At 66.6% G+C, this 15,944-nt stretch carries 15 protein-coding genes; 6 read left to right on the forward strand and 9 right to left on the reverse strand.

The features are described 5' to 3' along the window. Window positions 1–28: 28 nt before the first annotated feature. On the reverse strand, window positions 29–1,387 hold the full coding sequence (locus L8F97_RS14545) for an Nramp family divalent metal transporter (RefSeq protein WP_242151580.1): 1,359 nt from the start codon (window positions 1,385–1,387) through the stop codon (window positions 29–31). Window positions 1,388–1,747: 360 nt separating this feature from the next. Between L8F97_RS14545 and L8F97_RS22850 the strand changes: the two genes are divergently transcribed. Next, window positions 1,748–2,506 (forward strand): Crp/Fnr family transcriptional regulator, encoded by a 759-nt coding sequence (locus L8F97_RS22850; RefSeq protein WP_242151583.1) that lies wholly within the window; start codon window positions 1,748–1,750, stop codon window positions 2,504–2,506. Window positions 2,507–2,541: 35 nt separating this feature from the next. Here L8F97_RS22850 and L8F97_RS14555 read toward each other — a convergent pair whose 3' ends face one another. Continuing rightward, a complete protein-coding gene (locus L8F97_RS14555) occupies window positions 2,542–5,046 on the reverse strand; it encodes a TonB-dependent receptor plug domain-containing protein (protein ID WP_242151586.1) in 2,505 nt (834 codons plus the stop codon). Between the two features lie 203 nt (window positions 5,047–5,249). Between L8F97_RS14555 and L8F97_RS14560 the strand changes: the two genes are divergently transcribed. Further along, a complete protein-coding gene (locus tag L8F97_RS14560; RefSeq protein ID WP_242151590.1) occupies window positions 5,250–6,143 on the forward strand; it encodes an SDR family oxidoreductase in 894 nt (297 codons plus the stop codon). Window positions 6,144–6,191: 48 nt separating this feature from the next. Here the strand turns inward: L8F97_RS14560 and yghU are convergent, their stop codons facing one another. Continuing rightward, window positions 6,192–7,073, reverse strand: coding sequence for a glutathione-dependent disulfide-bond oxidoreductase (yghU, locus tag L8F97_RS14565; protein WP_242151592.1), 882 nt, complete (start codon window positions 7,071–7,073; stop codon window positions 6,192–6,194). Between the two features lie 39 nt (window positions 7,074–7,112). Further along, on the reverse strand, window positions 7,113–7,457 hold the full coding sequence (locus L8F97_RS14570) for a hypothetical protein (RefSeq protein ID WP_242151594.1): 345 nt from the start codon (window positions 7,455–7,457) through the stop codon (window positions 7,113–7,115). A 103-nt stretch (window positions 7,458–7,560) separates the two neighbouring features. On the opposite strand from L8F97_RS14570, the gene L8F97_RS14575 reads away from it, so the two are divergent. Then, window positions 7,561–9,009, forward strand: a complete 1,449-nt coding sequence (locus L8F97_RS14575; RefSeq protein WP_242151596.1) for a dihydrolipoyl dehydrogenase — start codon at window positions 7,561–7,563, stop codon at window positions 9,007–9,009. Window positions 9,010–9,103: 94 nt separating this feature from the next. Further along, complete coding sequence (locus tag L8F97_RS14580) at window positions 9,104–9,430, forward strand: hypothetical protein (RefSeq protein WP_242151598.1); 327 nt, start codon at window positions 9,104–9,106, stop codon at window positions 9,428–9,430. On the opposite strand, the gene L8F97_RS14585 is transcribed toward L8F97_RS14580, so the two are convergent. Then, window positions 9,427–10,977, reverse strand: a complete 1,551-nt coding sequence (locus L8F97_RS14585) for a cryptochrome/photolyase family protein (RefSeq protein WP_242151600.1) — start codon at window positions 10,975–10,977, stop codon at window positions 9,427–9,429. The genes L8F97_RS14580 and L8F97_RS14585 overlap by 4 nt on opposite strands. A gap of 68 nt (window positions 10,978–11,045) precedes the next feature. On the opposite strand from L8F97_RS14585, the gene L8F97_RS14590 reads away from it, so the two are divergent. Further along, window positions 11,046–11,906 (forward strand): toxic anion resistance protein, encoded by an 861-nt coding sequence (locus tag L8F97_RS14590; protein ID WP_242151603.1) that lies wholly within the window; start codon window positions 11,046–11,048, stop codon window positions 11,904–11,906. Window positions 11,907–11,980: 74 nt separating this feature from the next. Then, window positions 11,981–12,451: a hypothetical protein gene (locus L8F97_RS14595; RefSeq protein ID WP_242151605.1), complete on the forward strand. Its 471-nt coding sequence runs from the start codon at window positions 11,981–11,983 to the stop codon at window positions 12,449–12,451. On the opposite strand, the gene L8F97_RS14600 is transcribed toward L8F97_RS14595, so the two are convergent. From L8F97_RS14600 to L8F97_RS14615, 4 genes are read right to left on the reverse strand one after another with little or no spacing between them, the layout of a single operon-like run. Next, complete coding sequence (locus L8F97_RS14600; RefSeq protein ID WP_242151609.1) at window positions 12,448–13,023, reverse strand: TerD family protein; 576 nt, start codon at window positions 13,021–13,023, stop codon at window positions 12,448–12,450. The genes L8F97_RS14595 and L8F97_RS14600 overlap by 4 nt on opposite strands. Window positions 13,024–13,051: 28 nt before the next feature. Beyond that, on the reverse strand, window positions 13,052–13,630 hold the full coding sequence (locus tag L8F97_RS14605; RefSeq protein WP_242151612.1) for a TerD family protein: 579 nt from the start codon (window positions 13,628–13,630) through the stop codon (window positions 13,052–13,054). Between the two features lie 9 nt (window positions 13,631–13,639). Continuing rightward, entirely contained in the window at window positions 13,640–14,782 is a 1,143-nt protein-coding gene (locus tag L8F97_RS14610) for a DUF475 domain-containing protein (RefSeq protein ID WP_242151614.1), read from the reverse strand. Beyond that, on the reverse strand, window positions 14,766–15,932 hold the full coding sequence (locus L8F97_RS14615; protein WP_242151617.1) for a TerD family protein: 1,167 nt from the start codon (window positions 15,930–15,932) through the stop codon (window positions 14,766–14,768). Before L8F97_RS14615 ends, L8F97_RS14610 begins: the two co-directional genes overlap by 17 nt. Window positions 15,933–15,944: the final 12 nt, after the last annotated feature.

Below are 15,944 nucleotides of genomic sequence, written 5' to 3' on the forward strand. Positions count from 1 at the left end.
ATTGTTGTTCGATCAGATACTTAACGTTTCAAACCAGACTCCATAGCAGTACTCCGTTGAGGGTGATGAGGATCGCCGCGACTGCCCATGCGATCAGGCCGACACAGCGGGAATTGACGAGGCCGCCCATCATCCCGCGGTCGTTCGTCATGCGGACGAGCGGCACCACCGCGAACGGCAGTTGCAGGCTGAGCACAACCTGACTGGCGATCAGCAACTTGGTCGCGCCAGCATCGCCAACCATGATGATGACCACTGCGGCCGGCACGATCGCGAGCATCCGCGTCGCCGATCTGCGCAGCCACGGCGGCAGCGTGAGACCGCCGAACCCTTCCGCGACGATCTGCCCGGCGAGCGTGCCCGTCACGGTCGAATTCTGTCCGGCGGCAAGCAGCGCCACTGCGAACAACACGCTGGCGGCGCCAGCGCCCAGCATTGGCGACAGGAGGTGGAACGCATCGCCAAGATCGGCGATGTCGTAGCGACCGGCCACGTGGAAGGTGGATGCGGCGAGGATCAGGATCGCCGCGTTGATAAACAGCGCGAGCGTCAGCGCGGTGGTGCTGTCGATCGTCGCCAGCTTGAACGCTTCACGCTTGCCGGCATCGGTGCGTTCGAACCGGCGTGTCTGCACGAGTGAGGAGTGAAGATACAGATTATGCGGCATCACGGTCGCGCCGAGGATGCCGATCGCCACGTACAGCATCGCCGGATCGCTGACGATGTGTGTCGACGGAACGAAGCCGTGCAGCACCGCCGCCATATCGGGCCTGGACAGCGCCAGTTCAAAAGCAAAGCAGCCGCCGATCACCACCAGCAAGGCGATGATGATCGCTTCCAGCTTGCGGAAACCGCGCTGCTGAAGGCCGAGGATCAGCAACACATCGAAGCCGGTCAGCAACACGCCGGCGACCAGCGGCAAACCGAACAGCAGCTTCAGCGCGATTGCGGTGCCGAGCACTTCGGCAAGGTCGCAGGCGATGATCGCCAGTTCGCACAAAACCCACAGGCCCATGTTGACGCCCGGCGAATAGGTGTCACGGCATGCCTGCGCGAGGTCGCGGCCGCTGGCGATGCCGAGCTTCGCCGACAGCGCCTGCAGGAACATCGCGAGGATGCTCGCGAAGAGAATGACCGACAGCAATGCATAGCCGAACGCCGACCCGCCGGCGATATCGGTAGCCCAGTTGCCCGGGTCCATATACCCGACCGCCACCAGATATCCCGGCCCCGCAAACGCGAACAGCTTCTTCCAGAACTGACCAACACCAGCCGGCACAGCGATCGAGCGATGCGCCGCGCCCAGCGAATTCATGCGACCGTCGATCGCAGCAGCCGGACGAACGGACTGTAATCCATAGGCCGCACCGCCTGCCTGATCAGTCATGTACGGCGGAGACATGGGCGGTTCCCTTTGGAAGCAGCACCGTGTTCAACCGTTCTGTCAGGTAAAGATACCGCTGACCCCGCCAATCGGGCAGATTAATCGACAAGCGTTAAAGGGCCTTAACGCCGGCGCAAAAAACTCACTTTCTGCGGATGTACTAGGGAACCGAAATGTAATTCAGGATATCGCGTGAGCCTGCGCCCGTCACCAACGATGCGACGCTCGCACGGCCGACAGGCGCGCCAACCATCGCGCCTTGATAATCAAGCAATCGGTAGTGCATCCGTAACCATGCCTGATCCGTTACTGAGGTATGCAACATGCCGCCGACAACGATCGGGCGGGGAGAGGGAGTAATCTGTGAATGTCCGCGAACAGCGTTTGGAACGGCCGAACCTCGATTGCATCCTGCACCGTCTGAAGCTCGATACGGCGCGCGACGCAGGCGAATCTACCACAATTCGTGGCCTGTGGCGTAGCGCGGAACATCATGTCTCGGGCTCGGTCGTGCGGCTGACCGCACCGCGCATCATCACTTCTGGCTGGGCGGCGTGGTGCCGGACGACCAGCGACCAGCGGCGCGTGATCTTTCTATTCCTGCTGCCCGGCGATGTTCTGACCCCGGCGATCGGTGGCGGCGGCAACGACTGCGATCTGATCGCGATGACGCGATTGTGCAGCGTGGACGCGACAACTCTGACCGCCGATGCCGCACCGATTGCGCACGCCTGGATCAATGCGGCCGATCACGAGTATCGCGCACGACTGCTCGATCATCTCGCCTGGCTGAACGATGGCTCGGCTCTGCGCAACCTGGCGCGCCTGCTGCTTGAACTGCGCGATCGCGTTGATGCGACCGGGCGCTGCGTGGCCGGCCGCTTCGACATGCCGATCGGGCAGCGCGTGCTGGCCCAGGCGCTCGGACTGAGCGCCGTGCAGGTCAACAAGATGATGCAGCAGCTACGTGACGCCAGTCTGGTCAGTGCGGAGCGTGGCTGGCTTTGCATCGACGATGAACCGGCGCTGCGCGACCTCGCGCATGGCAGCGTGAAGTCGCACCAGCGGCCGCGAAGCGCCACACCGTCCGCGATGTGCGCCGCAACCGCAACCGCTGAGTAACCGGGACGAGCACCTGAGCGCCCGCCCCTCACCCGTTACCAGTTTACGCCGATCCGGCCGTAAACGTAGCGCCCGTTGAAGCCGAACGGCGAATAATACGGGAAGCCGACGAGCCCGGTGCTGTTCAGCACCGTACCGCGTGACGAGGCGAGCTTCACGTAATCGGGATATTCGTCGAGCAGGTTGTTGGCGCCGACCGCGAGGTTCACCCGGTCGAGCAGCTTGTAGCGCAATTCAAGATCGAACAGCGTGTGCTTGCCGGTGTGGATATCATCCTCGGCGAAACCGGTGGTGCCCGGCTGCGTCACATCGCCGTAGTAGGACACGCGCGCGGTCGCGCCCAGCTTGTCGAGCGACCAGTCGATCGTGCCGACCACCTTCTCGCGCGGCGTGCCTTCCTCGAACGAAACGATACGCTGGCGGCTGAACACCGCGAGCGTGGTGCTGCCGGTCGACGAGGTGATCGTCGCGGCAGGCGGCGCCTTGGTGACCTTCACGTCGTTGAAGTTCGCCGCCGCGGTCAGGTCGAACGTGCCGAGGCTGTCGGTCGGCGCACGGTAATGCGCGACCACGTCGATACCCTTCGCGCGCGAGCGGATACCGTTCAGGAAATAGCGTGCCGCCGTGACGGTGGTGATTCCCTCGTCGCGCAGCCGCTGGATGACGACCGGGCCGCTGAGGTTTTCCGACAGCGCGATCTGGTCGCGGATCTTGATGTAATAGCCATCCACCGACAGGTCGAAGCCGCCCTTGCGGACGACGAAGCCTGCCGAATAGTTCACCGCCTTTTCCGGCTCCAGCGCCTTACCGCCAAGCGCCCGGCCGACCGCGCTGGTCGAGGGGAACAACCCGGTCTCGACGATCGTGCCGGTGGTCAGCACCGACGCGGTCGAGGTGTAATATTGCTGCTGGAGCGACGGCGCACGGAAGCCGGTTGAGACGGTGCCGCGCAGCGCCAGCCACGGCGTGAAGTCATAGCGCGCGGAGAGCTTGCCGTTCACGGTCGTGCCGAAATCCGAATAGCGTTCGAGCCGCCCCGCGGCGCCCAGCGTCAGGCCTTCGACCGGCTTGGCTTCGAGATCGAGGTAGCCCGACACGTTGTCACGGTGACGATTGACCTCGTTCGAGGGGAGGAAACCCGGGAAGCCCTGCGCGCCCGAGCCGACATTGCTGGGGGCACCCGGCGCCCGATCGTAGGAGGCATGTTCGCCGGCGCCGATCTGGAATCCCTCCCGCCGGTATTCACCACCGAAAGCGACGTTGAGCGTACCGCCGCCAAGCGGCAGTTCGCGCGACACGTCGAGGCCGCTGACGAGTTGATCGTAAGTGATCTTGCCATCGAAGAAGCTGGTCTGCGATGCCGCGCCATAGGTCGCGTTGCCGGAGTTCAGCGTCAGGAAATTGAGCTTGTTCTGGCCGTAGGAAACGCTGAGATCGACCTTCCAGTCGGAAATGTCACCGCGCAGGCCGGCGGTCGCGGTCAGATCCTCCGACCCCACCAGAATGAGCGGCAGGAAACCGTCCGGGTAGATCGCGGCGAGCGCGTCGGCACTGGCATTGGCGTTGGCACCGATACCGCCCGCAATACGCGGCGTGGCGGCGCTGACGCTGTCGCGATGCTGGTAGCCGCCGAAGCCGTACAGCGTGAAGCCGCTGTCGCCGAGCGGTTTGCCGGCGTTCGCATAGACGCTGTACTGCTTCACGTCCGGATCGCCGAAGCGCGAGCGCACGCGGAACGGACTTTTACGCGGATCGAAGTCGCCACGGCTGGTGGGATTGCGATCGAGATATTCGCCCGACAGCGTGAGGAATCCGTCCGAGCCGAGACCGACGCCCTGCCAGGCGCTGACGGTGACGGTTTCGCCGTCACTCTCGTGACGATCGCCGCGCGCGGTTCTCACGTCGGTGATCGACTGGCCGTAGGTGACCGTCGCGCCGCCGCCGCTGCGCGCCTCGCGCAGGCGCAGGTTGACGACGCCTGCGATCGCGTCCGAACCGTATTGCGCGGCCGCGCCGTCGCGCAGCACCTCGACTCGGTCGAGCGCAACGCTCGGGATCGTGTTGAGATCGACCGCCGCCGAGCCACGCCCGACCGAGCCGTTGGTGTTGAGCAGCGCCGAGGTGTGCGCGCGCACGCCGTTGATGAGCACCAGCGTCTGGTCCGGCGACAGACCGCGCAGCGTGGCGGGACGGATCGAGTCGGTGCCGTCCACCGCCGAGGAGCGCGGAAAGTCGATCGATGGCACAACGGCGGAGAGCGATGCGCCGAGTTCGGTGGTGCCCTGCCGCTGCAACGTCGCCGCGCTCAGCACGTCCACCGGCGACACGCTGTCGAGCCGCGAACGACCGGTGGTGCGCGTGCCAGTCACCACGATATCGCTCTGCCCGGGCGGTGCCGCGTCGGGTGCCGCAGGCACGTTGGCGCTTTCCGGAGCGGGAGTGCTTTCGGTGGCGGGCACGGTCTGCGCGCCCGCGCTGGTCGCGATGGCGAGCGCGAGGCTCGAAGCGGCAACGGCGAACAGCGGCCGGAGAGTGGTCATGAATGGAGTCCCTGTTTCATCTTTTTCTGTCACGATCCTGTAATCAGCGTGGGGCGCGCCGCGTAGCAAGAAAAATTACCGGGCCGCAAAGCCAGCGGCACGTCGACCCTATCGCGCGCCGCGGCATCGGAAAAACCCAAGCATCCGCCGGGAACCGCAGCCACGCTCAACCGCTGAAGCGGCTGACAATCAAGGAGTTACGCATGAGCGACCGCCTGACCATGCAGGATCCCCGCACGCAATATCCCGGCCCACCGTTCCCGCGTCAGCCGCAGCCCGTCCCCGGTCTCGCGAGCGAGATGGACCCCAAGCCTGACCACGGCGAAACCAGCTACGTCGGTGCCGGTCGGTTGAAAGGGCGCAAGGCGCTCATCACCGGCGGCGACAGCGGCATCGGCCGCGCGGTGGCGATCGCGTTCGCGCGCGAGGGCGCCGACGTCGCGATCTCGCACCTCGCCACCGAGCAACCCGATGCCACGGAAGTTATTCAGTTGATCGAGGCGGAGGGCCGCTCCGCGGTCGACCTGCCCGGTGACATCACCGACGAGGCGTGGTGCCGCGAGCTCGTCGCGCAAGCGGTCGAGAAGCTCGGCGGGCTCGACATTCTCGTCATTAATGCCGGCCGCCAGCAGAACCGGGAAGATATCTCCAAGGTGACGTCGGACGATTTCGACAAGACCATGAAGACTAACCTCTATGCGATGCACTGGATCGCGCAGGCCGCGGTGCCGCACCTGCCGGCGGGTGCTTCGGTGGTGACCACCGCGTCGATCCAGGCGTACGAACCCTCGGCGATCCTGCTCGACTATGCCACCACCAAGGCCGGCATCGTTGCCTATACGAAGGCGCTCGCCAAGCAGTTGCTGGAGAAGGGTATTCGCGCCAACGTCGTCGCGCCGGGACCGTTCTGGACCGCGTTGCAGTCCTCGGGCGGCCAGCCTCCGGAGGCGGTGGAGAAATTCGGCTCGGAAAGCAGCTACGGCCGCCCCGGCCAGCCGGTCGAGTTGGCGCCGGTCTACGTGCTGCTCGCCAGCCAGGAAGGCAGCTTCATCAACGGTGAGGTGTACGGCGTAACCGGCGGCGCCGGCATCGCCTGACGCGTTCGGTGGCACGGCGTACCCCGTGCCACCGCGCCAATCACCGGATCAGGCGGAAGGCGTCTCCGCCGCGTTGAAGTCGGCGGCGTCGTGACGCTCGCGCAGGAAAGCCCCCGGCCCGGCCACGCGGTTGACCATGCGCCCACGCCGCACTGCCTCCCGCCCGCCGACCAGTTCGGACCAGCGCGCGAGGTTGCTGTATTCCGTGACGTTCAGGAACGTCTTGGCATTGTACGCGCCGTTCAGCACCCCGCCATACCAGGGCCACACCGCCATATCGGCGATCGTATAGTCGTCCCCGGCAAGATACCGGTGCGCGGCGAGGTGGGTGTCCAGCACGTGAAGCTGGCGCTTCGTCTCCATCGCATAGCGGTCGATCGCATACTGGATCTTGAAGGGCGCATAGGCGTAGAAATGCCCGAAGCCGCCGCCGACGAACGGCGCGGAGCCCATCTGCCACATCAGCCAGTTGAGCGTCTCGGTACGGGCGGGTCCGGCCGTCGGCAGGAACGCGCCGAACTTCTCGGCTAGATAGATCAGGATTGATCCGCTTTCGAACACACGGGTCACCGGATCGGTGGAGTGGTCGGCGAGCGCGGGGATCTTCGAGTTGGGGTTGATCTCCACGAAGCCGCTGCCGAACTGATCGCCCTTGCCGATCTCGATCAGCCAGGCGTCGTACTCGGCACCGGCGTGACCGGCGGCGAGCAGTTCTTCGAGCAGGATCGTCACCTTCTGCCCGTTGGGCGTGCCCATCGAATAGAGTTGCAGCGGATGTTTACCAACCGGCAGCACCTTGTCGTGCGTCGCGCCCGATACCGGGCGGTTGATGCTGGCGAACTGCCCGCCGTTCGATGTGTCCCACGTCCAGATCTCCGGCGGGACATAGCCTTCGGGCTGGTTGCGGTTGTCGGTGTTATCGTCAGCCATGATCGTCTCGCTTGATGGAAAGGTGAGGTAGACGCGCGATCAGGTCTCGGCGAGGCCCGGCGCGGCGGGATCGGGCAGATCGGCGTCTTCGTGCGGCACGTATCGGATCGTCCATTTGGGGTAGCCGCCGGCGGTCAACTCGATATCGGGCAAGCCGATCGGATCATCGCCGGTTTCGATCCAGCCTTCGCCATAGCAACGGCCGCACGATGCCCGCTTGCAGCGGAAGCTGACCAGATCGATCTCGGTATTCCACTGGCCATGGCCCTTGCACACTGGGCACAGCGCATCGAGCGTACCGGTACGCGGCTGGAGCGGCACGATGTCAAATGCGTGCGGGCTATCCGGGCCGTCGCAGAGGACGATATTGCTGGCGTGGGGCATGCGATCCTAACTCGTTGCGACGCCTGTTCAACGTGCCCGACCCTGTCGGTATCCGCCAGCCCGGAACAGGCTACCGCAGGAACTTTGCCGGCTATCGTCGCTTTTGGCTTGGCAACGGCGTCCTGCCGATGAGGAGCACACCATCACCGATCTTTCCTGCGACGTCGCCGTCATCGGCGCGGGCACCGCCGGCCTCGCTGCGGAGCGGAGCGCGCGTAAGGCCGGCGCGACGACGCTGCTGATCGACGAGTCCTTTGGCGGCACGACCTGCGCCTCGGTCGGGTGCATGCCCTCCAAACTGCTGATCACCGCCGCCGCTGCCGCACATGGTGTCGCCAAGGCCGACGTGTTCGGCATCGTCGTGGGCGAGACCGGGGTCGATGGTGCTGCGGTGATGGCGCGGGTGCGGTCGATGCGAGACGCGTTCGTCGCCGCGACCTGCGAGACCATCGCCGCGCTGCCGGACGGCGTGCAGGTGCGGGCGCGTGCGACGTTCGAAGGCGCGACCACGCTGCGGCTCAGCGACGGTCGCCGCGTCACGGCCAAAGCGGTAGTGATCGCGACCGGCTCGCGGCCGAAGGTGCCGGAGATGTTCGCGAGCCTTGGCGATCTCGTGCTCACCAACGAAACCGTGTTCGAGCTTGAGGAGCTGCCGACGTCCTTGGCAGTGGTCGGCGCAGGCGCGCTCGGGCTGGAATTGGCGCAGGCGTTCGCGCGGCTGGGTGTCGCGGTGACGTTGCTCGACAAGGGCGAGACGCTGGCGGGGCTGAAGGATGAAAAGGTCGAGGCGGCGCTGCGCGAGATCATCCAGCGCGACATGGCGATGCACCTCGGCGTGGAGATCAGCGTCGCGCGCGAGGGCGATGCCGCAGTGCTGCGCTGGGACGGACCCGCTGCGGGCGAGGGACGGTTCGAGCGCGTGCTGGTTGCGACCGGGCGCCCGCCGAGCGTGGCGGACCTCGGGCTCGACACCACCGGCCTCGATCTTGACGATCATGGCGTGCCGACGTTCGATCCCGAAACGCTGCAATGCGGAACGTCGAGCGTGTTCATCGCCGGCGATGCCGATGCCATGGTGCCGGTGCTGCACGAAGCGTCCGACGAAGGCGCGATCGCCGGCGCCAATGCCGCGACCTGGCCCGAGGTAACGCGAGAGGAACGCTGCGCGCCGTTCGCGATCACCTTCACCGACCCGCCAGTGGCGGTGATCGGCGCGCCCGCCGAGGACGATAGCGTGATCGGTTGCGCATCCTTCGCGGATCAGGGCCGGGCCAAGATCGAGGCGCGGGCGGAGGGACTGGTGCGGCTGTATGCCGCACGCCCGGACGGGCGGTTGACCGGCGCGGAGATGGTGGGGCCGGGCATGGACCACCTTGGCCACCTGATCGCCTGGGCGGTGCAGCGCGGCGAGACGGCGACCGGCGTGCTGGAGCTGCCGTTTTATCACCCCACGCTGGAGGAAGGCCTGAAGACCGCGCTGCGTGAGATCTGCGCCACGATCCACGCGCCGCTGCCCAGCAACCGCGACCAGGGCAATCCACCCGGCGCCTGATGGCATATAAACGATACGCTCCGTTTCCGACTTATCACTGTTTTTGCAGCGCAGCATGCGCTACCGGCTTCACAGTTAGTTTCGGATCCACAACATGTATCACTTCCGCGATATGGCCGCACCCGCAGCAGGCGAACGCTCCGTTGATCCGGAGACGCCCGTGTTCAACGCGGAGGAGGCGCTCGTCCTGCAACTCGCCGCGCATGAAACGGTCAGCAGCGTGCGCGCGCCGGGCCGTTTCGCGCGGCTGATCGCATGGGCGTTCGCGGTGCGACCGGTCGCACCGCTCGCCAATGCCCGACTGGAGGCGTTGCGGCGGGCGGCGATCCTCGCCCGCGTCGAAGGCATGATCCCGGCGCCGGAGCGTGAGACGCTGATCGGTCATGGTTTCTCGCCCGCACAGGTCGCGCTGATCGGCTAACGCGCCCAGCCCTGCGCGGCCGGTTCCATCGCGTCGAGGAACGCCGCCGCACTATCGCGGTACGCCGCGCGCGCTTCCGGCTGCATCTTGTCCCAGGTGCCGTACATGTTGCTCATCCGTCGATTGCCACGGAAGCGGCGTTCGTGGCGCGCCAGGAAATCCCAGTACAGCGCGTTGAACGGACAGGCATCCGGCCCGGTCTTCTGCTTCACGTCGTAGCGGCAACGGCCACAATGGTCCGACATACGGTTGATGTACGCGCCGCCGCCGGCATAGGGCTTGGTCGCCATCCGGCCGCCATCGGCGTGCTGGCTCATGCCGATCACGTTGGGCAATTCGACCCATTCATAGGCGTCGGCATAGACGACGAGGAACCAGTCGGCGACCTCCTGTGGACGCACCCCGGCCAGCATCGCGAAGTTGCCGAGCACCATCAGCCGCTGGATATGATGCGCATAGCCATGATCGCGGGTGTTGCGCACCGCCTCGGCCATGCACAGCATGTCGGTATCGCCGGTCCAGTAGAATTCGGGCAGCGGGCGGGTCGCCTCCAGCGCGTTGGCGGTGGCGACGTCGGGCATCTCAAGCCAGTAATAGCCGCGCACATATTCCCGCCAGCCGATGATCTGGCGAACGAACCCCTCCACCGCGTTGAGCGGCGCTTCGCCCGCGGCATAAGCGTCGACGGCGGCCTGCGCGACCTCGAGCGGGGTGAGCAGCCCAAGGTTGAGCGCGGGGCTGAGCCATGAGTGGTACAGCCAGTCCTGCCCGGTCACCATCGCGTCCTGATAGGTGCCGAAATCGGGCAGAGCGGTGCGGATGAAGTGGGTCAGCGCCTGCCGCGCCTCGTGCGCGGTCACGGGGAGCGCGAACTTTTCCAGCCGCCCGAAGTGACCCGAGAAGCGGCTCGCCACCAGCGCGAGCACCTCGGCCGTAATCGCGTCGGGGGTGAAGTGCATCGGCTCGGGATAGTTGAGACCGCGCTTGGGCGGCGCGCGATTTTCCTTGTCGAGGTTCCACTGGCCGCCCTCGGGCTTGCCGTCCGGCTGCATGAGCAGCCCGGTCTTGCGGCGCATCTCCCGGTAGAAGAACTCCATCACCAGATCGCCCCGCGACTGTGCCCAGGTCTGGAATTCGAGGATGCCGCAGATGAAGCGGTCGTCGTTCAGGTCCTCGACCGGGATGCCGAAGCGTTTCGACCAGCCGTCGATCATCGCCTTCACCCGCCATTCGCCCGATTCGACGATGCGGATCGTGGTGGGCCGGTGCCGCTCGACCGCGCGGGCGACCTCGCCGGTGAAGCTGCCGGAGTTGTCGGGATCATCGAGCCGGACGTAATCGACCTGCCAGCCGGCCGCGCGCAGCTCCTCGGCGAAATGCCGCATGGCGGAAAAGATCAGTGCGATCTTGCGTTTGTGGTGGCGGACGTAGGTGGTTTCCTCCGCCACCTCCATCATCAGCACCACCGATTCGCCGCGCGGTACATCGCGGAGCGATGCGAGATCATGCGACACCTGGTCGCCGAGGACGGGAATGAGGATCGTCATGCGCGACCACCAACGCGTAAGGGTGCGCGGCGGGTGCAAGCGACCGCACGAGCGGCTAAGACAATAGGATGACCGACCTTCCCGTTTCTCAAAGCGACGCGCGTGCCGAGGCGCGTCTTGCCCTGCGCCAGTGGCTGGCGGCCGACGACGCCACGGTGCTGGCGCGGGTCGACGCGCTCGGTCGGCAGGCGATCGCAGCGGCGGCGGACGCGAGCGCGCGGCTGGATCGGGGCGTGACCGCAAGCCGCTCCGCGCAGGCGAGCCTGTCCGCGTTGCAGGCGCTGATCGCGCGCGTCGATGCGCCGCCGCCGCAACCGTCGTTCTTCCGTCGCCGAGTCCAGGCCGAGCCGCCGATCGACATCGCCACGCTGGTGGAGACGCTCGACCGGGAGCGCGATGCGGTGGCGCTGTCGCTGATCGGCCTCGACACCGATCTCAAGCGGCTGAGCGCGGCGGCGGCAGGGCTCGATGGTGCGCTCGCGCTGGTGCGCGCGTGTGGCGGCGCGGTGGAAGCCGCCGCGCGCGAGCTCGCGATCGACAGCCCGGAGCGCGCGCAGTTTCTGCGCGAGGCGGTGGCCGAGCGGTTGCTGGCGCGCGAACAGGATCTGCTCACGCAGGCCGCCGTCACACAGCAGGGCGTGTTGACGCTCGGGCTGATCGCGGAGAGCCAGCGGGCGCTCGCCGACACGCTGGCGCGGGCGCGCGACACCAGCGTCGCCGCGCTGCGCACCGCGATCGCCGCGCGGCAGGCGATCGCAGGCAGCCAGCGCCTTGCCGAGCAGACTGCCGCGCTAGACCGGACCGTCGACGCCGCGCGCGCGGCGGGCGGTGACGCCCGCGACGTTCGCCGTATCCTCGACGATGCGCTCGCGCAGGCGCAGGCGGCGATCGCGGCGGCGGAGGCGGGGCGGTCGCCGGGTTCGCGCTAACCCACGAAAACGGCTCTAGCGCGGCTCCGCCCCGATGCTCTACGACAGTTCGAGCGGGTTGACGTGAGTGTGCGGTGACAGGGTTTCTGGATAAACTGGCGGTGTGGCTGAACGGGCCGGCAAGTCCCGCGCCGGCACCGCCGCGCGCGGAGCCGCCGGCGCCCGCCGTGTCCGCTGACGATCCGCGCCTTCCCGACGCTTCCCGTCCGCTGGTGGCGCGGCTGCTCGCGCTGATAGCGGATATCGAGGCGCGCTCGCAGGGCGATGCGTTGATGGTATCGGCACTGACCGAGGTGCGGCAGATGCGCGACAGCCACCTGCCCCGCCTGATCGAAAGCTATGCCGAGATCCCGCCCGCGCACCGCGCCGAAATCTTCCGCCAGACCGGCCGATCCGCCAGCTACAACCTCAACCAAGGGTTCGAGCGGATGATCGAGCGGGTCGAGACGCTGTCGCGGACGCTCGCGCAGGGCGATCTCGACAGTTTCGCCGACAATCTGAAGTTCATCGAGACGCGCTACGGCAAGGACGACCCGCTGCGCTAGACGTTGACGCCGAACGACCGCGCGAGCGGGCCGAGGCCACCGGCGAAGCCCTGACCGATCGCCTTGAACTTCCATTCGCCATTGCTGCGGTACACCTCGCCGAAGATCATCGCCGTCTCGGTCGAGGCATCTTCCGACAGGTCGTAGCGGGCGATCTCGGCACCGCCCTCGGCATTTACCACGCGAATGAACGCGTTGGAGACCATGCCGAAGTTCTGCCGCCGCGCGTCCGCCTCGTGGATCGTCACCGCGAAGCTCAGCCGCTGGATCTGCGCGGGGATCTTGTCGAGCGACACCATCACCACCTCGTCGTCGCCATCGCCGGCGCCAGTGCGGTTATCACCCTGGTGGACGACCGCGCCGCCGCCGCCGCGCGCATTGTTGTAGAAGACGAAGTCTTCGTCCGACCCGACCTTGCCGCCCTCCCCCAGCAGGAACACGCTGGCGTCGAGATCGAAGTCGCTGCCGTCCGTCATGCGCGTATCCCAGCCGAGCCCGACGCTGACCGCGGTCAGCCCGGGGACTTCCTTGCTGAGGCTGACGTTGCCGCCCTTGGTGAGTGAAACTGCCATGTCGTGTCTCCCGTATCAGCCTCAAAACTCAACCGACGTGAACGCCGTAATTGCGCGCGAGCGGCCCGAGCCCACCCTTATACCCCTGCCCGACGGCACGAAACTTCCACTCAGCCCCCAGGCGGTACACCTCGCCGAAGATCATTGCCGTCTCGGTCGAGGCATCCTCGGCGAGATCGTAGCGTGAGATTTCGCGCCCCGTCGCGTCGTTGACGATGCGGATGAACGCGTTCGAGACCATGCCGAAACTCTGCCGACGCGCCTCGCCCTCGTGGATCGTCACGGTGACTGCGATCTTCTGCACGCCCGCCGGCACACGGGTGAGATCGACCTTGATCGCCTCATCATCGCCCTCGCCCGCGCCGGTGCGGTTGTCGCCGGTATGCTCGACCGCGCCGTCGCTGGAGCGCAGGTTGTTGTAGAAGATGAAGTCCTCATCGCCGCGCACCCGGTCGCCGGGGCCGAGCAGGAAGGCGCTGGCGTCCAGATCGAAGTCGGCGCCATCGCTCATCCGCGTGTCCCAGCCGAGGCCGATCAGGATGCTGGTAAGTCCCGGCTCTTCCTTCGACAGGCTGATATTGCCGCCCTTGCTGAGACTGACCGACATAGTGGCTCCTTAGCGATGAATATGGTCGCCGGTGGCGGTGACGACGTCGCACGCCTCCGCCCGATTGCTCCGCACCGAGGCGAGGAAGGCGAGACCGATGAACGCCGCGCCGATCAGCCCGGTAACGGTTTCCGGAATTTCGAAGCGAACCGACAGCAGCATGATCGCCGCCAACGCGACGATCGCATAAAAGGCTCCGTGTTCGAGGAAGCGATATTCGGTAAGCGTGCCGCGATCGACCAGCATCACCGTCATCGACCGCACGAACATCGCACCGATGCCGAGGCCAAGCGCGATGATGAACAGGTTGTTCGAGAGGGCGAACGCGCCGATCACGCCATCGAACGAGAAGCTGGCGTCGAGCACTTCGAGGTACAGGAACGCCGCCAGACCCGCCTTGGCGACGGCAGCGGTCGCGGCGGTCGCCCCATCCGAACCCTCTGCGTCGTCGTCGCTCTCCAGCACGGAGCCGATCGCCTGCACCGCGATGTACGCGACCAGTCCGAAGATGCCGGCGGCGATGAACGTCATCGCGTCCGCCGGCGCGATCAGCCGCGAGATGCCGTACAGCGCCAGCAGCACCAAGCCGATCGCCAGCCCCGAAATCTGCGACAATGCGCCGAGCGGCCGTTCGATCAGGCCGATCCAGTTCAGGTGCTTGTCCTCATCAAGGAAGAAGGTCAGCCCGACCATGCCGAGGAACGCGCCGCCGAACCCGGAAATGCCGACATGCGCGCCGGTGATGATGCGCTCGTAATTGACCGGGTCGGTCGCGGCGAGCTTGAGCGCGTCGATCGGCCCCAGGTGCGCGGCGATGCCGACGATCACCAGCGGGAACACGATCCGCATCCCGAACACGGCGATGATGATGCCCCAGGTAAGGAAACGTCGCCGCCACTTGGCATCCATGTCGCGCAGCACGGTCGCGTTGACGACGGCATTGTCGAACGACAGCGACGTCTCCAGCACGCCGAGCACGAGGATGATCCACAACACGCCGAGCGTACCGGCGATGTCATGCGTGATCTCCCAGCCGAGCCACGCGCCGATGGCGAGGCACAGCATTGTGAAGATCAGCGATCCCTTGAAATATTTGAACACGTCTACCCCCCGGTTTCGCCGCGTGACGCGGCCTTCAATCCTTGCGGCCATGGACCCATTGCAGCCCCCAGCCCAGCGTTTCGTCGAGCATACGCTGGTCGCGCATGTAATCGACGATGCGGGTCAGCCGCACGCGGCCACCGTCATTCTCGATCAGCACGACGCCACACAGCCGGTGATCGTTCCGCCCCTCCGTCAAGCGCAGCTCGATCGGCGGTTGGTCCGGCATCGTCACCAGCACCACGCCATCGGTCTGCTGCCAGTTGGGCACACCCGCATAGATCGTCGCAAACACCGCGACGCGGCGGATGTCCGGCCAGTGCGCGCCGTTGATGCGCAGCGTCTCGCCTTGCGACACGTCGCCGGTGCGATCGTCCCCCGACAGTGCGACGAAGGGCGCCTGTGCGAACGACCCGAACGCGCGGCCGACCGCCTGCACCGCGCCCCTGCGACCATCGGCAAGCTCGAACAGGCAGCCGAGATCGAGGTCAATCGCGCCGCCGCCGAACAGCCCGCGTCGCCCGCGCGACCAGTTGAGGTTGACGGTAATCTCGCCGAAACTTGCGCCGCGCTTTTCGAGACTGACGGTCTGGCCGCGCTTCTCCAGCGTCACCTTCGCAAGGTTGACCGTGCGCGGCGGCGGCGGCGGAACTGGCGTTGGGGCAGCAACGTCCGCCACGTCGATCCCGAACGAGCGCGCGAGTGGGGCTAGGCCGCCATCGAAACCCTGGCCGACCGCGCGGAACTTCCACTGGCCGGCGCGGCGGTACAGTTCGCCGAACACCATCGCCGCTTCGCTCGCATCGGCCAATGCCGGGCGGAACCGCACCGCGGGTACGGTGCCGGATGCGGCCACGGTGATCTCCGCGCCATCGATCCGCGCCAGCGTCAACCCACGCGCGCCGGCGGTGTCGATCGTCACGCAGAACACGATCCGCTCGACCATATCGGGGAGCGTTGCGGGTTCGACGGTGAACCGGCCCTGCCCTGCCGACGCGACGAAGCGCACCGCGCCACTCGCCCCTTCCGGCTGGTTGTAGAACACCATGTCGGCGTCACCCCGCACCCGGCCGACGGCGTCGAGCAGAAACGCGGAGACGTCGACCGCCACGCCCCCGGCCTGCGGCCACGCGAGCGTAACCGTCAGCGCCGACGCGGGCACGGGCACGGGCGCGTTGCCGCCGCGTTGCAGATCGCTCATGCGGCCGCCCTC

The sequence above is a fragment of the Sphingomonas sp. BAUL-RG-20F-R05-02 genome (genome assembly GCF_022662305.1).
Lineage (GTDB): Bacteria > Pseudomonadota > Alphaproteobacteria > Sphingomonadales > Sphingomonadaceae > Sphingomonas.